This window comes from Terrabacter lapilli, from assembly GCF_039531305.1.
Taxonomy (GTDB): domain Bacteria; phylum Actinomycetota; class Actinomycetes; order Actinomycetales; family Dermatophilaceae; genus Terrabacter; species Terrabacter lapilli.
The window spans coordinates 186,374-205,003 of the sequence record NZ_BAAAPU010000011.1; the positions used below are offsets into that span (position 1 = coordinate 186,374).

Genomic DNA, 18,630 nt, shown 5'->3' on the forward strand with positions numbered 1-18,630 from the left:
CCGCGATAGAGATGGTTTTGTGCAATCTGCTCAGCCATGCTGGGTGCGACGCCGACGAGGGCGTCACCGGGACCACGCGCCGCGAACCGTCGTGGCCGAGCAGGAGCGGAGGAGCCGTATGCCGCGACTGGGCAGGACGCTCGCCGCCCGGATCCTGCTGGCCGTCCTCGGGATCGTCGTCGTGACGCTCGCCGTGGGGTTCGCCCTCCTCGCCCGGCTGACGTCCCAGACGGCCGACAGCCACGCCATCGAGCAGGCGAGCGCCATCGCCACGACCCTCGGACGCGTCCCCCAGGTGGGGCAGGCGCTCGAGGCCGGCGACCCGGGGCACGTGCTGGCGACGCTCGGCGCCGAGGTCAGGGCGTCGACGGGGGCGTCCTACGTCGTCATCATCGGCCGCGACGGCCGCCGCTTCTCGCACCCGAACCCGGCTCTGATCGGGCAGCGCATCGAGGAGCCGGTCGCCGCGCTCGACGGTCAGGTGCACACCGGCATCGACGAGGGCAGCCTCGGGCGCTCGGCCAACGCGCGTGCACCCGTCTTCGGCCCGGCAGGGCGCCCGGTCGGCGAGGTCTCCGTCGGCATCCTCGAGTCGGAGGTCGGGGTGCGGCTCAACGCCGAGGTCCTCGACATCGCGCTGTATGCCGGCATCGCCCTCGCGCTCGGCGTGGCGGCCTCGCTGCTGCTGGCTCGGGCGATCAAGCGGGTCACCTTCGGGGTGGAGCCGGCCGAGATCGTGGCGCTCATGCAGGAGCGCGAGGCGATGCTGCACGGCATACGGGAAGGGGTGCTCGCGGTCGACGCGAAGGGCGTCATCAACGTGCTCAACGACGAGGCGCGGCGGCTGCTCGGGGTGGAGTCCGCGGGACTGGGCCAACGGGTCGAGGACGTGATCCCCGAGGGCCGGCTCCAGCGCGTCGTCACGGGGCAGGTCGAGGGCGTCGACCTCGTGGCCGTGACGGACGAGCACCTGCTCGTGCTCAACCGGATGCCCGTGCTCGTCGCCGGCCGCAACGTCGGCTGGGTCGTGACGATCCGGGACCGCACCGAGCTCGAGGCGCTCGTGCGGCAGCTCGACTCGATGGAGGGGCTGTCGACGGCACTGCGCGCGCAGGAGCACGAGTTCTCCAACCGCCTGCACGTCCTGTCGGTCCTGCTCGAGCTGGGCGAGGTGGAGGAGGCCACGCGCTACAGCCGCGAGCTGCAGGCGGAGACGGCGCTCGCCAGCGAGGAGATCCGGGCGCGGGTCGGCTCGCCCGTCGTGGCGGCGCTGCTCCTGGCCAAGACCACCGTGGCCGCCGAGCGCGACGTCGTGGTGCGGCTCGACCCGACGAGCCGGCTCGAGGCCGGCCGGGACGAGGACCTGCCGCTTGTCACGGTGCTCGGCAACCTCGTCGACAACGCCGTGGACGCCGTCGCCGACGACCCTCGCACCGCGGGCAGCCACCCGCGCGGCGAGGTGCTGGTCCGGGTCGTGTCGATCGGCGACACCCTCGTGCTGACCGTGTCCGACACCGGTCCCGGCATCCCCGAGGACCGGCTCGAGGAGGTGTTCGTCGACGGCTACTCGACGAAGCCGCCGCGCGGGGCCATGCGCCGCGGGGTCGGCCTCGCCCTCGTGCACCGCCTCGTCACCCGCCTCGGCGGCACCATCCGTGCCACCTCGGCCGAGGGCGCGACCTTCGAGGTCCGCCTACCACTTCGTGTCCGCCAGGGAGCGTCATGATCCGCGTCCTCGTCGTCGACGACGACTACCACGTCGCGCACGCCCACGCCCTGAGCGTCGCCCGCGTCCCCGGGTTCACCGTCGTGGGGGAGGCGCACACGGGAGCCGAGGCCCGGGAGCTCGTCACCTCCGGGGTGCCGGACCTGCTGCTGCTCGACATGTACCTGCCCGACTTCAGCGGCCTCGACCTCGTGCGGCAGGTCGCCGCCTCGGGGGAGCGGGTCCCCGACTTCCTGCTCGTCACCGCGGCCCGCGACATCGACTCGGTCCGGTCCGCGATGCAGCTCGGGGCCTTCTACTACCTCGTGAAGCCGTTCAGCTTCGCCGCGCTGCGCGAGCAGCTCGAGGGCTACCGGGCGTGGTCCGAGCGGATCGACCGCGCGCCGGAGGCCGACCAGCACGTCGTCGACGCGCTCTACAGCCTGCGCGGAGCGCAGCCCCGGCGGGCGGCCTCCGCCAGGACGCTGCAGCCGACGATGGCCCGCGTGCTCGAGATCGTCGAGTCGGCGCCCGCGCCCATCGGCGCCGCCGAGGTCGCGGAGATCCTCGGGGCCAGCCGCCCGACGGCGCAGCGCTACCTGGCCGGGCTCGTCAAGAAGCAGCTGCTCGACCTCGACCTGACCTACGGCTCGACGGGCCGCCCCGAGCACCGCTACCTCCCCCGCCGCAACTGACCCGCACCACTCCCACCCCGACCCCAACCGTCGAGAGGCCACTTCTTGCCGCTCCCGACCCGTCGAGAGGCCACTTCTTGCCGCTCCCGACCCGTCGAGAGGCCAGAGCCGGTGGCAAGAGCTGGCCTTTCGACTGCCGGAGAGCGGCACGTTCTGGCCTCTCGACGGTTGGAGGTTCGGCGCGGGCTGCGTCGGACGGCGTCGGGCTGCGCCGGACGGCATACCCTCCCGGCTCGGGTGTCCGGGTGGGCCGGTTCAGGAGGCGTACGGGATCCGCTGCCACGAGAGCACGTGCTCGGCTCCGGGCCGGTTGACGGTGACCTCGAGGAAGTCCTTGTTGTTGCTCGACCCGTCGACGGTGACGCGGGTCAGGTTGTCGGCCGAGCCGTGCACGCCGTAGAAGGAGAGCCACTTCGACCCGGCCGCGAGGGGCTTGTCGGAGTTGTAGACGTGGCTGTCGCCGTTGAAGAGGTAGACCTCGCCGTCGAAGGCGTCCGACTGCGCGACGAGCTCGCGCACGAGCGGCTCGAAGGCCGAGTTGTCGGCCCACGTCACGTCGTAGGTCGGGTCGAACATGTCGGCCTGCAGGAAGAGCGCGACCGCGCGGTCGTGCCGCTGCCGCGCGCCAGCGAACGCCGAGCGCACCTGTGCCACAGCGTTGTCCATGCGCGACCGCTCCTCGGCGACCTGCTCGGGCGTCGGCGACGTGAAGCCGAGCTCCGGCCACGGGAGCAGCCCGTCGTTGCTGCCCACGACGTGCAGGGTCGCGAGGTCGACGCCCTGGCGGCGGAACGCGACGTTCTCGGGGAAGCCGGCGGACGCCTGCGACGCGACCGTCAGGTCGGCGCCGAGCGTGTGCCCGGGGCGGTCGAAGAAGGTCGAGCGGATCGCGGAGAGGCGCTCGAGCGGGTTGTACGCCCCGTTGTTGGTGCGGTGGCAGTCGGTCCACTCGTTGTCGCCGGGGGTGTAGACGAGCGGCATCGTGAAGCGGTCGAACTGGGTGCGGATCATCCCGAAGTACTCGTTGGTGCACGTGGACGAGCCGTTCTTGATGTCGCCGACGTGAACCGTGAAGGACAGGCCGGGTGTCGCGTTGATCTGGTCGACCCACCTCGGGAAGGCCGCGACCTGCGCGTCGCCGTAGGGCACGTCGCCGATGACGGCGAAGCGGTAGTGGCCGTCCTTGCCCTGGCCGGGCGCGTCGGCGGGCGACGCCGTGGCGGCTGCGGCGGAGAGGACGACGAGCGAGGCGGCGGCAGCCGCGAGGACGGGGGTTCGCGAAAGGTGCATGACAGCAGTTGTCCCGCACTTCGGGCGAAGTCCGCCACCACGGGCGGGTGAACGTCAGGCGTCGAGCTGCACCATCGTGGCGACCATGAGCGCCTTGATGGTGTGCATGCGGTTCTCGGCCTGGTCGAAGACCACGGACGCGTCCGACTCGAAGACGTCGTCGGTGACCTCGAGCTCCTTGAGGCCGAACTGCTCGTGCACGTCCACGCCGACGGCGGTCTCGAGGTCGTGGAAAGCCGGGAGGCAGTGCATGAACTTCACCTGCGGATTCCCTGTCAGCGCAAGGAGATCCGCGTTCACCTGGTAGGGCTTGAGCAGCTCGATGCGCTCGGCCCAGACCTCCTTCGACTCGCCCATCGAGACCCAGACGTCGGTGTGGACGAAGTCGACCCCGCGTACGCCCTCGGCCACGTCCTCGGTGAGCGTGACCCGCGCGCCGGTCTCGGCGGCATACCTCCTCGCGATGGCCACCACGGCGTCGGAGGGCCACAGCGAGCGCGGGGCGGCGATGCGCACATCCATGCCGAGGATCGCTCCGGTGACGAGCAGCGAGTTGCCCATGTTGAAGCGGGCGTCGCCGATGTACGCGTACGCGATCTGCTCGTCGGGCTTGCCGGCGTGCTCGCGCATCGTCAGGGCGTCGCAGAGGGACTGGGTGGGGTGCCAGTCGTCCGTCAGGCCGTTCCAGACCGGCACGCCGGCGAACGCGCCGAGGGTCTCGACGACGTCGTGGGCGGCGCCGCGGTACTCGATGCCGTCGTAGAAGCGGCCGAGCACGCGCGCGGTGTCCTTGGCCGACTCCTTGTGGCCCATCTGCGAGCCGACCGGGTCGAGGTAGGTCGTGCTCGCCCCCTGGTCGGCGGCGGCGACCTCGAAGGCGCAGCGCGTGCGGGTCGAGGTCTTGGCGAAGAGCAGGGCGATGTTCTTGCCGGTGAGGCGTCGCTCCTCGCGGCCCTCCCGCTTGGCGGCCTTGAGCTCTGCGGCGAGGTCGAGCAGCGCCCGGAACTCGTCGGGCGTCAGGTCGGTCTCCTTGAGCAGGTTGCGGCGGTGGAGTGCGGCGAGCGACATGGTGGGATCGTTTCAGGCGGGTCGCCGTGCGGCAATCGGGTCTCAGTCGGTCCGCCGACGGCTCCGGCGGCGGCTCCGGAGCCCGAGCTGCCAGCGGGCGCGCTCGAGCAGGCCCCGGGCCAGGAGCGGGACCTGGACCCGGGGACCGTTGCCGACGCAGAAGACGACGTCGTCGAAGCGGTGGATGCCGGGCCGGTGGGCGACCGTGCGGAAGGCTTCGCGGACGGCCCGCAGCTGGGCCACCGTCATGAACGGCGACGGCTCGTCGGGCTGGTAACGGGAGCCGAGCGGGTGGTCGCGGCCCAGCGTCCTCGTCATCTCGACGTGGCAGCCGAGGACGTGGCGCACCCCGCGGTCCTCGGCGAAGGCCACCAGCCGGTCGAGGGTGTCGAGGAGGGCCTCGGGGTCCTCGACGTAGATGCGCCCGGGATAGACGGTGTCGCCGGTGTGGAGCAGCCCGGTCGTCGGGTCGTGCACCGCGATCGACGTCGCGTGGTGCCCGGGGATGCCGAACACCTCCAGCGTGCGCCCGCCCAGCTCGAACGGCACGACCTGGGCCGGCCAGTCCGTGAACCCGAAGAAGTCGCGGACCGCACCGAGGTCGTGACCGACCACGGTGGTGGCGGGGCGGTCGGCGAAGGCGGCGTCCCCGGCGACGTGGTCGCCGTGCGCATGGGTGTGCGCGACGACGAGCTCGTAGGCGGCGGGGTCGTAGGCGGCGAGGTCGTATGCGTCGGGGTCGTATGCGTCGGGCCCGGTGCGCGCGGAGAGCCAGTCCGCGAGCACCCCGTCCACGACCTCCCGCAGCGTCGTGCCGTCGACCGCGCCGGTGTCGAGGAGCAGGGCCCGGCGCCCGCCGAGCAGGAGCAGGACGAACGGCGCCTCGAACGTGAGGTCCTTGCTCTGGCGGATGAGAACGGTCCCGGGAGCGAGGCGGTGGACCTGCAGGGGCGGGTCCGTCAGGCGTCGCGGCGAGGCGGAGCCGTGGATCCACCGCACGTCGGTGTCGAGGGGGACCGGCTGCGAGGGGGGCATGGGGCGATTGTGTCGGTGACGGGCGCCGAGCCGAGGGGTTGCGGTGCCGATTTCATCTGCAGGGTGCGCCTCCGGTAGCCTGCGCGACGGAGGATTCGCATAGTGGCCTAGTGCGCACGATTGGAAATCGTGTTGGGATAAAACCCTCGGGGGTTCAAATCCCCCATCCTCCGCCGACACCGACGGCCCCTGCCGCGCCCAGCGCGACGGGGGCCGTCGCTGTTCTCGCGGCCCCTCGGGGTCGTGGTGGGAACTTTTTCCCGTCTGGGGCAATCCGTCCGTTACACGGCTACGAACTCCACGTGGAGACGGTCGACCGCGGCCCCCGTCTGGCAAGACAGCAGGATGGACGGTTTGTCTCCTCGTCAAGGAGGAACACAGATGCGCACCACCACCACCACCCGGGTCGTCGGGGCCAGCTTCGCCGCAGCAGCAGCCTTGGCCCTGAGCGTCGGTCCGGCCTTCGCCGCCGACGGCTCGGTCACCGCCAACCTCAAGCCCGTGGCCGGCAGTGGAGTGAACGGCAGCGGCACCGCCATGGTCGACGTCCAGGCCAACACGATCACCGTCACGATGGCCGCCAACGGCCTGCTCGCGGACAGCCCGCACGCCGCACACATCCACTTCGCCGCCGAGGCACGTCACGAGTGCCCGATCCTGTCCGACGACAAGAACGGCGACGGCCACCTCAACACGACCGAGGGCGGTCCCGCCTACGGTGACATCGTCGTCTCGCTGACGAAGACCGGTGACACGAGCCCGAAGTCGGGCCTGGCCATCGACCGCTTCAGCACCGCCCCCGGCGGCAAGATCGCCTACCAGCGCGGCAGCATCCAGGTCTCGAGCGAGGTCGCCCAGGCGATCACGGCCGGTCAGTCCGTCGTCGTCATCCACGGTGTCGACTACAACAAGGACGGCAAGTACTCCGGCAGCACCAAGAGCGACCTGATGCCGTCGCTGCCCACCGAGGCCACCGACCCGGCCCTGTGCGGCGCGCTGCGGGTCGCCCCCGTCGGCGGCATGCACACCGGTGGTGGCCTCGACACCGTCAAGAGCGGCGGCCAGAACGAGGCCCTCATGCTCGTCGGGGGCGGCGCCCTGCTCGCTGCGGCCGGGACCGGTGCCTTCGCCGCCCGTCGCGCGCGCTCGCGCGCCTGAGTCGACGGGCCCGGACCGATGACTGAGCGCACCCAGTCGCCGAGCGGTCGCCGCGTCTCCTCCGGGGTCGCGGCGGCCCTGGCGACGACGGCCGTCCTGGTCGTCGTGGGGCTCGTCGCGCTCGTCCTGGGTCTTCGGGGCACGGGGACGTCCGGACCGCCGCAGACAGCGGCGGCCGGGCCTCCTCCGGCCACCTCGGTGAATCGACCACCAGCCTCGTCGCCGACCGGCCCGCCGGCGTCTCCCGGTCAGGGTGGGACGCCGACCGCCGGTCCCCGGCCGGCGGCCGGGGGTGACGGTATCGGCCCCTTCCTCGAGGCGTCCGCGCCGACGTCGTTGACGATCCCCTCGATCGGGCTCCGGTCGAGCCGCTTCGTCACTTTAAGCATCCAGCGTGACGGCACCATCTCCGTTCCCGGCACGGCCCAGGAGGTCGGGCTCTACGACGCCGGGCCGACTCCCGGCCAGCTCGGGCCAGCGGTCCTCGCCGCGCACGTCGACACCCCGGCCGGGGTGCCCGGCATCTTCCACGAGCTGAAGCGGGTGAAGAAGGGCGACGTGGTCGAGGTCGGTCGACAGGACGGCAGCCACCTGACCTTCACCGTCGACCGCGTCGCGGCCTACCCCAAGACGCAGTTCCCGACGGAGCAGGTCTACAGGGGCGACTTCACCAAGGCGGAGATCCGGTTGGTCACCTGCGGCGGCCCGACCGACAGCCGCAACGAGTACCGCGACAACGTCGTCGTCTTCGGCCACCTCACGTCAGCCACCTGACGGCCGGCCTGTCGCCGGGGGGCACACGAGCCGCGTCGATGTGTGGGCCGAGCCGGAGGCGTACGCCCTCGGCTGCGCCCGCTCACCCCTGACCGAGGAGCAGCTCGCCGAGGACGAAGGCCAGCACGAAGACCCCCGCGAGCAGGGGCAGCATGATGACCGGGACCGAGCGTTCCCGGGACACGCTGAGCGCGCCGACGGCCGTGACCGCCGAGACCAGCCCCAGAGCCAGGCTGATCTCCCCGAACGGCGTGAAGGCGGAGGCCACCGCCGCGAAGAAGCAACCGAGGCTGACCCAGCCCGAGGCGCTGGTGGGCGCGGCGCTGAGCTGGTCACCCCGAGCGCGCACAGCGCCGACGACCATGACGACGAGGGCGAGGAAGATGATCCCGAACCCGACGGCCCAGCACAGGTCGGCGAGGGTGGTGCCCGGCACGAGGAGGGCGGCGGCCGCGGTGAGGACCCCGAGGACGCCGAGCCCGACGGCGACCCTGCGCCCGGGTACGTCCCGCTGCGGCCGCTCCGAGGGCTTGCGGCGCTGGTCGAGCGTCGACATGGCGCACCTCCTTCTCCTGACTCCACGCTCGCCCTGTGCGAACCGGGAGGGCAGGGGCAAAGGTCCCGGAAAAACCGGACGACGGCTGTCGGTGGTGACCGGCAGACTTCCCCGGTGAGCTCGACCAGGACCCGCCCGCCGCTGTCCTCCTTCTGGCACGACCTGCCACGTGAGGGCCGCTGGCTCATCTCCACCGTCCTCGTGCAGTCCGTCGGGACGGGCCTGGTCCTGCCGTTCCTCGTCGTCTACCTCCACGAGGTGCGCGGGATCTCGCTCGAGACGGTCGGGCTGCTCCTCGCCTTCCAGGCGGGTGTCGGCATCGTGCTCGTGACCCCCGCCGGTGCGCTGATCGACCGCATCGGCGCGCGAAGCGTCTATGCCAGCGCCCTGGTCGCCCTGCTCGTCGGCGACGTGCTGCTCGCCTTCGCCACGAGCCTGCCGCAGGCGGTGCTGGCCCTGCTCTTCTTCGGCTACGGGTTCGGCGTCGTGTGGCCCGCATCGAGCTCGCTCGTCGGGTCGATCGTGCCGAGCGAGCAGCGGCAGCGCTACTTCGGCATCAACTTCACCCTGCTCAACCTCGGCATCGGGATCGGCGGCATCGTCGGCGGCCGCTTCGTCGACGTCGCCCGGCCGGGCACGTTCGAGGCGATCTACCTCATCGACGCCGCCAGCTACCTGCTGCCGCTCGCGATCCTGCTCGGGCCGTTGCGTCGCGCCGGTGGGCCGGCTCCCCGCTCGTCGCACCACGAGGCGGGCGCGCGGGTCTCCTACCTCGCGCTGCTGCGAGACCGCCGCCTGCGCGCGCTCCTCGCCCTCGGCGCCGTCGCCGCGGTGGTCAGCTACCCGCAGCTCAACGTCGGCATGCCCGCCTACGCCCGCGCCGAGGGCCAGGTCTCGACCGAGGGGCTCGGCTACGCGTTCGCGGCCAACACCGTCGTCATCGTCCTGCTGCAGCTGTTCGTGCTCCAGCGGATCGAGGGCCGGCGCCGCACCCGCGTCACCGTCGTCATGGCGGCGACCTGGGCCGTGGCGTGGTCGCTGCTCGGCGCGACCTCGCTCGTGCCGGGCACGGTCAGCGCCACGCTCCTGCTGTGCGCGGTGGCCGGGGTCTTCGGGCTCGGCGAGACGATGCTGCAGCCGACGAGTGCCGCCATGGTCAACGACCTCGCGCCCGACCACCTCCGGGGCCGCTACAACGCGCTGAGCTCGCTGATGTTCTCGCTGGCCTTCGCCGGGGGGCCCGTCGTCGCCTCGTTCCTCGTGGGCCGGGGCCTGGGCTGGGTCTACATCGGCTTCCTCGTCGGCGGCTGCGCGCTGCTCGCCGTGATCGCCCTCCTCGTCGAGCGAGTGGTCCCCGACCACGTCAACGGCCTACGCAGCCCAGACGAGGTGCCGGCCGCGGCCCCGACCGCGGTGGGAGAGCCGATTTCGGGCTGACGACGGCAGCGGCATACACTGACCGTCGGCACCCCGCGTGGTGGTACCTCTCCGAACTCCCCCAGGGCAGGAATGCAGCAAGGGTAGGAGAGCTCTTCCAGGTACGCGGGGTGTCCCTTTTCGTCAGGAAGCCGCCGCCGTCGTGGTCCCGACCCGCAGGTCGACGGGCTGGGTGACGCTCCGCGACCGCTTGCCGTCGAGGCGCCGGCGCACCAGCGTGCCGAGGGTGCGGCCCTTCTCGCGGCCGTGCTGGTCCATCGTGGTGAGCCGGTGCGGCAGCCAGGGCAGGTCCACGCCGTCGAAGCCCGTGACGCTCAGGTCCTCCGGGACTCGCAGGCCGAGCTCCTCCGCGGCGAGGATGACTCCCGCCGCGATGACGTCCGACTGGGCCACGACCGCGGTGGGGCGGTCGGCCTCCGGCACGTCGAGCAGGGCCCGTCCGGCGGTGATGCCGCCCTCGACCGAGGAGCCGTCGCCGGTCTGGACCGCGGGTGCGTCGGCGCCGAACACGTCGCGGAAGCCGAGCAACCGCCCGACGCTCGGCACGTAGGCGTCCTTCGCCCGGACCTCGGCGTCGGGGACCGGGCCGGCCGTGCTCGTGGCCAGCATCGGCATGGCGACGTGGGCGACCCGGCGGTGGCCGAGGTCCCGCACGTGGGCAGCGATCGCAGCGCCGGACGCCCGCTCGTCGACGCGCACCTGCGTGATCCGCCGGTCGTTGGGAACCCCGGTGCTGAACATCGGGATGCCGCGGGCCGCGAGGTGCTCGACGGCCGGGTGCTCGCCGGGGCCGCACAGGGAGAAGACGACGGCGTCGAGGGCCAGCGGTGCCAGCTGGGGGACGACCGAGCCGGGGTCCTTCGTGGACTGCCCGATGAGGAGCATCCCGGTCGGGACCGCCTCGAGGACCTCGGCGAGACCGTCGAGGACGGCGATCGCGAAGGGGTCGCGGAAGGCCATGCGCAGCCGCCCCTCCACGAGCACGCCGATCGCCCCGGAGCGGCCCTGGCGCAGGGAGGAGGCCAGGGGGTTCGGGCCGGTGAAACCGAGGTCCGCGGCGGCGGCCCGGACCCGGTCCGCGGTGGCCTCGGCGACCGGGCCCTTGCCGCTGAAGACGAGCGAGGCCGTGGAGACCGAGACGCCGGCCCGTTCGGCGACGTCGCGGAGCGTCGGACGGGTTTGACCTCGGGCGACCATGGCAGGCATGCTATCGAAACGTTTCGAGTCGAAACGATTCGAAGTGCTCCCCGCTCTCTGAGAGGCTTGTCGCATGTCCGCCGTGAGTTCGCCGTCGGCCGCTGTCGTCCGGACGGCTCGAACCGCCGTCTTCACGGCCTTCGCCATCAACGGCGCGGCCTTCGCGGCGTTCGCATCGCGCGTCCCGGACATCAAGCACGAGCTGGGGCTCTCTGCGGGCGAGCTGGGACTGACCCTGCTGGCCGCCTCGCTGGGGTCGGTCCTGGGCCTGCCGCTGTCGGGCTGGATCGTGCACCACCTCGGTGCCGCGCGCACCCTCCTCGGCGCCGCCGCAGTCCAGTGCGCCGGGCTGCTCGGCGTGGGGCTCGGCGTCGGCGTCGTCGGCAACCGGGCCGTCGTCATGGCCGGGCTCTTCCTCGTCGGCATGGGTTCCGGGATCTTCGATGTCGGGATGAACCTCGAGGGCGCCTCGGTCGAGCGCCTGCTCGGCCGGGCGATCATGCCCCACTTTCACGCCGCCTTCAGCGGGGGCACGGTCGTCAGCGCCCTCATCGGTGCCGGGCTCTCCTACCTCCACGTGCCCGTCGCGGCGCACCTGCTCGGCGTCGTCGTGCTGCTGCTCGCCGTCACGCCCTGGTTCCTGCGGGCCTTCCTGCCCCGCTCGGTCGAGACCGACGAGCACGGCGAGGAGGTCAAGGAGAAGGCCGGGATCGGCGCCGCGTGGCTCGAACCCCGCACCCTGCTCATCGGGGTCGTCGTCCTGGCGGCGGCCTTCACCGAGGGCACCGCGAACGACTGGGTCGCCGTGGCGCTGTCCGACGGCTACGGGCTCGAGCGCTGGGTCGGCGTCGTCGGCTTCGCCGTCTTCCTCACCGCGATGACCGCGGGACGCCTGCTCGGGACGCGCGTCCTCGACCGACGCGGTCGCGTGCCGGTGCTCCGCGTCCTCTTCGTGTCGGCCGTCGTCGGCTGCGTGCTCGTCGTGTTCGGCGGTCCGGTCCTGGCGTTCGTCGGCGCGGCGGTCTGGGGCGTCGGCGCGAGCCTCGGCTTCCCGGTCGGGATGAGTGCCGCCGCGGACGACCCCAGGCGCGCGGCCGCCCGGATGAGCGTCGTCTCCACCATCGGCTACACCGCCTTCCTCGCCGGGCCGCCCCTGCTCGGCTTCCTCGGCGACCACGTCGGCGTGCTGCACTCCCTGCTCGTGGTCGGGGCCATGGCGGTCATCGCGCTGCTGGCGCTCCCGGCCGTCCGCGAGCCCGCGCGCGTCCACGCCGACGCGCACCGCTGACCGCCGCCCGATCGGGAGGGGCGCCGAGCCCCGCTGGAGCGGGCCCGGGTCAGAAGTACTCGGTGATGTAGGGCTGGCAGGCGAATGCCGCGTCGAGGGCGGCGTCGGCCTCGGTGCCTCCGGTCGCGAGGCCCGCCTGGCGCAGCCGTGACACCGACCAGCCGCACCACAGCGCTGACAGTCCCCGGGCCCCCACCTGGAGCACGTCCTCGTCTCTCACCGGCTCGTCGGTGCGGGCGGCGGTGCCACGACCGTGCGCGACGGTGAGGGTCCAGCGACCGCAGTTGCGCGGCGCCTCGGGGTCCGACACCACCACGTCCACCTCCACCGAGACGTGCGGGTTGAACCCACGAGCCGCGAAGGCCGCCTCGAGGTCGATGACGCGGCCCATCCACGGGACCTGCCGGACCTCCGTCGACGGGAGGCCGCCGACCACGAGCGCGACGGGATCCCGGGGGTCGAGGTAGGTGTGCACGGTCGGCACGGCGGACGAGCCCGAACCGACGACGCCCCACACGGTCGAGGCCGCCTCCGGGTTGGTGGCGACCAGCTCCTCCACCGTGACCGCCTGCTCGGACAGGTCGTAGAGCACGTAGCCGCCCTCCACGAGGTACGCGATGAGCTCGTCGCGCTCGAGCGTGCCCCGCAGCGTCGCCACCGACTGCACCATCGGGCCGCTGACCCCGAGCCGGGTGCCGGCCTCACGAGCGAGGTCGTGCAGCAGCTCGGCATCGTCCGGGCCGGCCGGACGCACACTCGTCCTGCTGCCCGCCTCGCGCACGGTGCCCCGACGGGACGTGCCGAGCTCGCGCAGGAGGTGGGCGGCATACGTCGTCCGTGTCTGGACGCCGCCGACCTCGTAGCCCGAGCGGCGGTAGAGCGTCGGGGTGGTGGGGAAGAGGCACGATACGACGTCGCCGAGCTCACCCATGCGCGTGATCAGGGCCCGCGTCACGGCCGTCGCGACGCCGCGGCCGCGTGCGCTCGGCTCGACGTAGACCCCGGCGACGCCACCCATCCGCAGGTGCCGTCCGCCCCACGCCTGCTCGTACGGCCGGATGCGCCCGGCGCCGAGGACCGTGTCCGACTCGTCGACGACCGCGACCATCCGCCCGCCCAGGGTCTCGGCGGACACGCGCTGCCACCAGGCGTCCCCGCCGATCCCGAGCGGCCCGAAGGACCGCGCCCGGATGGCCAGGACCGCGGGGAGGTCGGACTCGACGACGTCGCGCGTGCGCAGCTCGCTCATGCCCGGAAACCTAACGACTGGTCTCGGGTGGCGGCGATCGGGGCGTCCCTCAGCTGCGGTGGAGGTAGGTGAGGCGGCGCACCCGTGAGACCGCCCAGGCCAGCACGGCGTAGACGAGCCAGCTCACGACCGAGAGCCCGGTGTAGCTGCCGTTCTTCGTCAGGACGGCCACGAGGGAGCCGAGGACGACGACGGTGAGAGCGGGGACGGCATACCAGAGGGCCACCGTCTGCGGCCGGAGCACGAAGGTGGGGGAGCCGCGGAAGGCGGCGAGCACGTTGCCCGAGACGAGCAGCACGAGCACGAGCCACAGCGACAGCAGCGCGCCGACGGGCGCCGAGCCGAGCACGGCGGCGACCGCGAGCCAGCCGCCGAGGACGAGCGCCGTCAGCGCCGTCGGGACCGTGGCGTGGGCGACCGCCTCGGCCACCTCGCCGGTGCCGAGCAGCGACGGGGTGCCGACGTTGTCGGCCTGCAGCCGCAGGCCCTCGGCCCACGCGCCGAACCCCAGGTAGAGCGGCAGCAGTCCGATCGTCGCGGCGATGCTCGGGGCGGCGGGCTGGGTGAAGGCCCAGGTGACGATCGCCCCGCCGAGCAGCGTCAGGCCCAGGCCCGAGAGGAACGCGCCCGGAGTGCGCCGCAGGCCGAGGACGTCGCGCCGGACCAGCACGGCGAAGGGGTGCCCGGCCCGGAGGCGGGCGGTGCGGCCGTGCCGGACCGGCCGGGTCAGGGCGAGGCGCGCGGTGCGCAGGTTGCCGGTGAGTGCCGACCCGGCCATCGTCGAGGTGTTGGCCGAGTGGGTGCGCAGCGACTCCGAGTGCAGCTCGCGCAGGGCGTCGGGCACGCGCCAGAGCAGGCCGAGGCCGCGGTCGGGGCCGGGCCACGACCGCACCTGGGACCACAGCCACAGCCGCGTCGCGAGGACGCCGAGCGCCGCACCGACCAGGGTCGTCACGACGACGGTCGCGACGCCGCCGAGGTCGGCGAACACCAGGCCGCCGCCGATGGTGAGACCACTCAGGGCGCCGACGAAGAGTCCGCCGATCGCTGCATAGCGCCACCAGCGCCGCAGGGCGAGGGCCCGGTCGAGCGGCGCCGGGAGCACTAGGTCGATCCACGGCATGGGCGGCACCACGGGTCCGCGGAAACGCCCGGCGAAGACGACGGCGCCGAGCAGGGCGGCCACCGACACGACGAGGAGCCCGATGGCCACCGGCGAGCGCAGCTGCTGTCCGAGCGAGCCCGGGTCGGAGGTGCGGAAGACCGCCTGGACGATCGGCAGGCCGTAGACGAGCGCGCCGAGGAACAGGACGTAGCCGGCATACAGCCCCTGCTGCCGGGCCTTGCGGGCGGCCTCGCCCCCGATGACCCAGTCGGCCTGGCCGAGCAGGTCGTGGTCGTCGTACTCGATCTCCGGGACCGCCGGGTCGTCCGGGGCCGTCACGTCGTCCGGGGTCGTCGGGTCGTGTGCCGTCTCGCCGGCGGGGCGCTTGCGCTTGCTCATCGGGGGTCCGTATCCAGATCCGTGGGCACGTCAGCGGGCCGGGACCACGTCGACGACGCGGCTGGCGAGCGCGGACGTGAGCTCGGGATCGTGGCAGGCCATGACGACGGTCGCGCCCGCCTCGGTGCGCTCGCGGATCAGCTGGGCGACGACCTGGCGCTTGGCGGTGTCGAGCCGCTGCTCCGGCTCGTCGAGGAGCACGACGCTGGCCGGCCGCGAGAAGGTCAGGGCCAGCCGGAAGAGCTGCTCCTGACCGGACGACAGCTCGTGCGGGAACCGGTCGTCGAGGTGCGCGATGCCGAGGCGGCCCAGCAGGGCCAGGCCCCGGTCGTCCGAGCCGGCCGGGTCGCCGCCCCACGTCGAGTCGATGAGGACGAGGTGGTCGATGAGCGTCAGGTCGCGATACGTCGTCGGGGCGCCGAGCAGGGCCGCGACGGCCGCGCGCACGGCGCGGTCGCGCTCGTCGGCCTCGCGCCCACCGATGGTCGCGGTGCCGGTCGACGGTGCGAGCAGGCCGCCGATGATCCGCAGGAGGGTCGTCTTGCCCGAGCCGTTGGGTCCGCGCAGGACGATGCACTCCCCGGGGTCGGCGCTGACGTCGGTCGGCAGCAGCAGGGTCGTCTCGTCGATCGTCTTGCCGACGCCCTGCGCCCGCACCTCACCGGCCAGCACGGCGACCGCACCCATCGGCTCTTCCCTTCATCGGCCCGCCGGCCGCCGACCGGCGACCACACGTCGAAGCCACCGTATGCCGTCCGGCTCCGAACGCGCTGGGCGCGCCGAGGTGCCCCGTCCCGGGCGCGGGTCAGCCCTGCTTGCCGACCGGGGGCCCGACGAGGAGGGCCACGCCGGTCAGGGCGAGAACGGCGACGACGCCGACACCGACGGCGACCATGGGCCGGGCGAGCAGGGCGGCGACGAGGCGCTCGGCCGGGTTGCTGGGAGCCTCCCCGTCACGGGCCAGGCGCCAGCCGCCGTCGAGACGTCCTCGCCGCTCGAGACGCCGCTCCCACCAGACGGTGAGGAACGGCGGGACGGCGCTCAGCAGGCCGAGGACGCCCTCGCGCGCGGTCCAGCGCTGGTTGACCCCCAGCAGCACCGTCACGAGGCAGAACGCGATGAAGACGACGCCGTGCAGCAGCCCGAAGACCTTCACACCGAGCTCGGTGGTGTGCGTGACGTACTTGAGGGCCATGCCGACCAGCAGCAGCGCCCACGTCACCACCTCCGCGAGGGCGATGCGGCGGTACAGGGTGCGAGGGCTCATCGGGCGTCTCCTACGTTGTGTCGTACTCGAGTCGCCCCAGTCTCACCCACGCCGTCGGTGATCGACCACTCGGGTCATGTCTCGCGCCGGGCGAGGGTCAGCGCGAAGTCCCCGGCGGCGTCGGTCCACGTGCGCTCCACCGAGAAGCCGGCGCTGCCCAGCTCGTCCCGCAGCCGGTCCGGGCGGAACTTCGTGGAGATCTCGACCCGGATCTCCTCGCCGTGCGTCAGCTCGATCGCGAGGTCCGCGCCGGGGATCGTGACGCGTTGCGGCATGTCGGCCCGCAGCCGCAGGTCCATGCGCTCCTGCCGGGGGTCCCAGAACGGGACGTAGGAGAAGGCGTCGACGTCGAAGTCGGCGCCGAGCTCGCGGTTGAGCACGCGCAGGCAGTTGGTCACGAACGCCGCCGTGACGCCGCGGCCGTCGTCGTAGGCCGCGATGAGCCGGTCGGTGCTCTTGACGAGGTCGGTGCCCAGCAGGAACCAGTCACCCGGCTCGAGGCTGTCGTGCAGGGCCCCGAGGAAGGCGGCGCGTTCCTCGACGTAGAAGTTGCCGATGGTGCTGCCGAGGAAGGCGACGAGCCGACGCCCACCACTCGGCAGGTGCGCCAGGTGCAGGGTGAAGTCGCCGACGAGGGCCTCCACCCGCAGCGACGGGTAGCGCTCGGAGAGCATCACGGCCGCGTCACGCAGGGTCTGCTCCGACACGTCGACCGGCACGAAGCGCTCGAGGGTGCCAGCGGCGGTGAAGGCGTCGAGCAGGGTGCGCGTCTTGTCGCTGGTGCCGCTGCCGAGCTCGACGACGGTGGTCGCGTCGCAGGCGGCAACGATGTCGTCGGCGTGGTCGCGCAGGATGGCCCGCTCGGCCTCGGTCGGGTAGTACTCCGGCAACCGCGTGATCTCGTCGAAGAGGTCGGAGCCCACGTCGTCGTAGAGCCACTTCGGCGGGAGCGTGCGAGGCTGCGAGCCCAGCCCCCGGCGTACGTCGTCGACCAGGGCGCCGGAGGCCCAGTCGGGGTCGAGGGCGACGGTGACGACGGGCTCGCGCGCGGTCATCGGCGCTCACCGCCGTCGGCGAGGCGGACCCCGGACAGGGCCCAGCGCGACCCGGGCGGGAAGAAGTTGCGGTAGCTGGCACGGGCGTGGCCCGGCGGCGTTAGGGCGCACCCGCCACGGAGCACCATCTGGCCCGACATGAACTTGCCGTTGTACTCGCCGATCGCCCCGGCCGGCGGGTGGTAGCCGGGGTAGGCGAGGTAGGCCGAGCTCGTCCACTCCCAGCAGTCGCCGTAGACCTGGCGCAGGTGGCCGGTCGGCGGGCCGGCCGGGCGCGGGTGGAAGGTCTCGGTGTCGGCGAGGTTGCCGCCGGTGAAGGAGGCGTCGGCCTGCCCGTCGGCGACGACCGCGTGCTCCCACTCGCCCTCGGTGGGCAGGCGCCGGCCGGCCCACGTGGCGTAGGCGTCGGCCTCGTAGTGGCTGACGTGGCTGACGGGGAGGCCCGGGTCGACCGGTCGGGTGCCGCTCAGCGTGTGCTCGAACCACACGCCGTCGACCTCGGTCCAGTAGAAGGGGGCCCGCCAGCCCTCGGCGCGCACCTTGGCCCAGCCGTCCGAGAGCCACAGCTCGTGGCGCTCGTAGCCACGGTCAGCCATGAACTGCAGCCACTCGCCGTTGGTGACCAGCCGGTCCGCGAGGCGGTAGGGCTCGAGCCACTGCTGGTGCAGCGGCAGCTCGTTGTCGAAGGAGAAGCCGCCGCCGCGGTGACCGACCTCGACGAGCCCGCCCTCGAACTCGACCCAGCCCAAGGGGTCGGGAGCGGACGGCGTGAGCGGCGTGCCGGCGTACGACGGCTGGAGGGGGTTGACCGATAGCACGTGCTTGATGTCCATGAGCAGCAGCTCCTGGTGCTGCTGCTCGTGGTGGAAGCCGAGCTCGATGACGGGCGTGAGCTTCTCGAGCGAACCGCCGTCGAGAGCGGTGACCAGGTCACGCATGCGGGCGTCGACGTCGGTGCGGTAGCGGCCGACGTCGTGGGCGCCCGGGCGGGTGATGAAACCGCGCTCGGCCCGGGCGTAGCGGGGGCCGACGCCCTCGTAGTAGCTGTTGAAGAGGAACCAGTACTGGTCCTGGTACGGCTTGAACGACGGCTCGTGCTCGGCGAGCACGAACGTCTCGAAGAACCAGGTGACGTGAGCGCGGTGCCACTTCGTCGGCGAGACGTCGGGCATCGACTGGACGGTCTGGTCCTCGGGGGACAGGGGAGAGGCGAGCGTCTCGGTGTGGGCGCGCACCTCGTCGTAGCGGGCGACGAGCGTGTCGGCGTCCCATCTCGAATCGGGCATCGTTGACCTCCTCCGTCCGGTGGCCGGCGCGGGGTGTGCCGGTGACCGGTCGTTCGACCCTAGGGG

At 72.8% G+C, this 18,630-nt stretch carries 17 protein-coding genes, 1 tRNA gene and 1 other RNA gene; 8 read left to right on the forward strand and 11 right to left on the reverse strand.

The features are described from left to right. Positions 1-118 precede the first annotated feature (118 nt). Both ABD241_RS18425 and ABD241_RS18430 read left to right on the forward strand, forming a co-directional pair. The gene (locus ABD241_RS18425) at positions 119-1,726 is read left to right on the forward strand and encodes an ATP-binding protein (protein WP_344066173.1); all 1,608 of its coding nucleotides are present in this window, start codon (positions 119-121) and stop codon (positions 1,724-1,726) included. Then, on the forward strand, positions 1,723-2,400 hold the full coding sequence (locus ABD241_RS18430) for a response regulator (RefSeq protein WP_344066176.1): 678 nt from the start codon (positions 1,723-1,725) through the stop codon (positions 2,398-2,400). The genes ABD241_RS18425 and ABD241_RS18430 overlap by 4 nt, the downstream gene beginning before the upstream one ends. A gap of 255 nt (positions 2,401-2,655) precedes the next feature. On the opposite strand, the gene ABD241_RS18435 is transcribed toward ABD241_RS18430, so the two are convergent. Genes ABD241_RS18435 through ABD241_RS18445 form a run of 3 tightly spaced genes read right to left on the reverse strand, consistent with a single transcriptional unit; the run spans position 2,656 to position 5,793 of the window. After that, complete coding sequence (locus ABD241_RS18435; protein WP_344066179.1) at positions 2,656-3,690, reverse strand: metallophosphoesterase; 1,035 nt, start codon at positions 3,688-3,690, stop codon at positions 2,656-2,658. A 54-nt stretch (positions 3,691-3,744) separates the two neighbouring features. Then, entirely contained in the window at positions 3,745-4,758 is a 1,014-nt protein-coding gene (argF, locus tag ABD241_RS18440) for an ornithine carbamoyltransferase (protein WP_344066182.1), read from the reverse strand. Between the two features lie 42 nt (positions 4,759-4,800). Further along, positions 4,801-5,793, reverse strand: coding sequence for an MBL fold metallo-hydrolase (locus ABD241_RS18445; RefSeq protein ID WP_344066185.1), 993 nt, complete (start codon positions 5,791-5,793; stop codon positions 4,801-4,803). A gap of 88 nt (positions 5,794-5,881) precedes the next feature. On the opposite strand from ABD241_RS18445, the gene ABD241_RS18450 reads away from it, so the two are divergent. From ABD241_RS18450 to ABD241_RS18460, 3 genes are all read left to right on the forward strand, one after another. Further along, positions 5,882-5,966 (forward strand) — tRNA-Ser (locus ABD241_RS18450). Between the two features lie 208 nt (positions 5,967-6,174). Further along, on the forward strand, positions 6,175-6,951 hold the full coding sequence (locus ABD241_RS18455; RefSeq protein ID WP_344066188.1) for a hypothetical protein: 777 nt from the start codon (positions 6,175-6,177) through the stop codon (positions 6,949-6,951). Positions 6,952-6,969: 18 nt separating this feature from the next. Beyond that, on the forward strand, positions 6,970-7,725 hold the full coding sequence (locus ABD241_RS18460) for a sortase domain-containing protein (RefSeq protein ID WP_344066191.1): 756 nt from the start codon (positions 6,970-6,972) through the stop codon (positions 7,723-7,725). A gap of 82 nt (positions 7,726-7,807) precedes the next feature. Here the strand turns inward: ABD241_RS18460 and ABD241_RS18465 are convergent, their stop codons facing one another. Continuing rightward, positions 7,808-8,281, reverse strand: coding sequence for a hypothetical protein (locus tag ABD241_RS18465; RefSeq protein WP_344066194.1), 474 nt, complete (start codon positions 8,279-8,281; stop codon positions 7,808-7,810). 114 nt (positions 8,282-8,395) lie between these two features. On the opposite strand from ABD241_RS18465, the gene ABD241_RS18470 reads away from it, so the two are divergent. Continuing rightward, on the forward strand, positions 8,396-9,718 hold the full coding sequence (locus tag ABD241_RS18470) for an MFS transporter (protein WP_344066196.1): 1,323 nt from the start codon (positions 8,396-8,398) through the stop codon (positions 9,716-9,718). Positions 9,719-9,742: 24 nt separating this feature from the next. Further along, positions 9,743-9,839, forward strand: an RNA gene (ffs, locus tag ABD241_RS18475) — signal recognition particle sRNA small type. Positions 9,840-9,841: 2 nt separating this feature from the next. On the opposite strand, the gene ABD241_RS18480 is transcribed toward ffs, so the two are convergent. Next, a complete protein-coding gene (locus ABD241_RS18480) occupies positions 9,842-10,915 on the reverse strand; it encodes a LacI family DNA-binding transcriptional regulator (RefSeq protein ID WP_344066199.1) in 1,074 nt (357 codons plus the stop codon). Positions 10,916-10,988: 73 nt separating this feature from the next. Here ABD241_RS18480 and ABD241_RS18485 point away from each other — a divergent pair, with 73 nt between their 5' ends. Next, the gene (locus tag ABD241_RS18485; protein WP_344066202.1) at positions 10,989-12,203 is read left to right on the forward strand and encodes an MFS transporter; all 1,215 of its coding nucleotides are present in this window, start codon (positions 10,989-10,991) and stop codon (positions 12,201-12,203) included. A gap of 49 nt (positions 12,204-12,252) precedes the next feature. On the opposite strand, the gene ABD241_RS18490 is transcribed toward ABD241_RS18485, so the two are convergent. The 6 genes from ABD241_RS18490 to egtB form a co-directional block, all read right to left on the reverse strand. After that, entirely contained in the window at positions 12,253-13,452 is a 1,200-nt protein-coding gene (locus tag ABD241_RS18490; protein ID WP_344066205.1) for a GNAT family N-acetyltransferase, read from the reverse strand. A 49-nt stretch (positions 13,453-13,501) separates the two neighbouring features. After that, the gene (locus ABD241_RS18495; protein ID WP_344066208.1) at positions 13,502-14,956 is read right to left on the reverse strand and encodes a hypothetical protein; all 1,455 of its coding nucleotides are present in this window, start codon (positions 14,954-14,956) and stop codon (positions 13,502-13,504) included. A gap of 30 nt (positions 14,957-14,986) precedes the next feature. Further along, a complete protein-coding gene (locus tag ABD241_RS18500; RefSeq protein ID WP_344066211.1) occupies positions 14,987-15,643 on the reverse strand; it encodes an ABC transporter ATP-binding protein in 657 nt (218 codons plus the stop codon). A gap of 118 nt (positions 15,644-15,761) precedes the next feature. Further along, a complete protein-coding gene (locus ABD241_RS18505; protein WP_344066213.1) occupies positions 15,762-16,223 on the reverse strand; it encodes a DUF3817 domain-containing protein in 462 nt (153 codons plus the stop codon). A gap of 74 nt (positions 16,224-16,297) precedes the next feature. After that, on the reverse strand, positions 16,298-17,278 hold the full coding sequence (gene egtD / locus ABD241_RS18510) for an L-histidine N(alpha)-methyltransferase (protein ID WP_344066216.1): 981 nt from the start codon (positions 17,276-17,278) through the stop codon (positions 16,298-16,300). Then, the gene (egtB, locus tag ABD241_RS18515) at positions 17,275-18,564 is read right to left on the reverse strand and encodes an ergothioneine biosynthesis protein EgtB (protein WP_344066219.1); all 1,290 of its coding nucleotides are present in this window, start codon (positions 18,562-18,564) and stop codon (positions 17,275-17,277) included. The genes egtD and egtB overlap by 4 nt, the downstream gene beginning before the upstream one ends. Between the last annotated feature and the right edge of the window lie 66 nt (positions 18,565-18,630).

Excerpts from the sequence above, each read along its gene's own strand:
- ABD241_RS18425 (WP_344066173.1), top strand. The coding sequence starts at position 119 with ATGCCGCGACTGGGCAGGACGCTCGCCGCCCGGATCCTGCTGGCCGTC.
- ABD241_RS18430 (WP_344066176.1), top strand. The coding sequence starts at position 1,723 with ATGATCCGCGTCCTCGTCGTCGACGACGACTACCACGTCGCGCACGCC.
- ABD241_RS18435 (WP_344066179.1), bottom strand. The coding sequence starts at position 3,690 with ATGCACCTTTCGCGAACCCCCGTCCTCGCGGCTGCCGCCGCCTCGCTC.
- argF (WP_344066182.1), bottom strand. The coding sequence starts at position 4,758 with ATGTCGCTCGCCGCACTCCACCGCCGCAACCTGCTCAAGGAGACCGAC.
- ABD241_RS18445 (WP_344066185.1), bottom strand. The coding sequence starts at position 5,793 with ATGCCCCCCTCGCAGCCGGTCCCCCTCGACACCGACGTGCGGTGGATC.
- ABD241_RS18455 (WP_344066188.1), top strand. The coding sequence starts at position 6,175 with ATGCGCACCACCACCACCACCCGGGTCGTCGGGGCCAGCTTCGCCGCA.
- ABD241_RS18460 (WP_344066191.1), top strand. The coding sequence starts at position 6,970 with ATGACTGAGCGCACCCAGTCGCCGAGCGGTCGCCGCGTCTCCTCCGGG.
- ABD241_RS18465 (WP_344066194.1), bottom strand. The coding sequence starts at position 8,281 with ATGTCGACGCTCGACCAGCGCCGCAAGCCCTCGGAGCGGCCGCAGCGG.
- ABD241_RS18480 (WP_344066199.1), bottom strand. The coding sequence starts at position 10,915 with ATGGTCGCCCGAGGTCAAACCCGTCCGACGCTCCGCGACGTCGCCGAA.
- ABD241_RS18485 (WP_344066202.1), top strand. The coding sequence starts at position 10,989 with ATGTCCGCCGTGAGTTCGCCGTCGGCCGCTGTCGTCCGGACGGCTCGA.
- ABD241_RS18490 (WP_344066205.1), bottom strand. The coding sequence starts at position 13,452 with ATGAGCGAGCTGCGCACGCGCGACGTCGTCGAGTCCGACCTCCCCGCG.
- ABD241_RS18495 (WP_344066208.1), bottom strand. The coding sequence starts at position 14,956 with ATGAGCAAGCGCAAGCGCCCCGCCGGCGAGACGGCACACGACCCGACG.
- ABD241_RS18500 (WP_344066211.1), bottom strand. The coding sequence starts at position 15,643 with ATGGGTGCGGTCGCCGTGCTGGCCGGTGAGGTGCGGGCGCAGGGCGTC.
- ABD241_RS18505 (WP_344066213.1), bottom strand. The coding sequence starts at position 16,223 with ATGAGCCCTCGCACCCTGTACCGCCGCATCGCCCTCGCGGAGGTGGTG.
- egtD (WP_344066216.1), bottom strand. The coding sequence starts at position 17,278 with ATGACCGCGCGCGAGCCCGTCGTCACCGTCGCCCTCGACCCCGACTGG.
- egtB (WP_344066219.1), bottom strand. The coding sequence starts at position 18,564 with ATGCCCGATTCGAGATGGGACGCCGACACGCTCGTCGCCCGCTACGAC.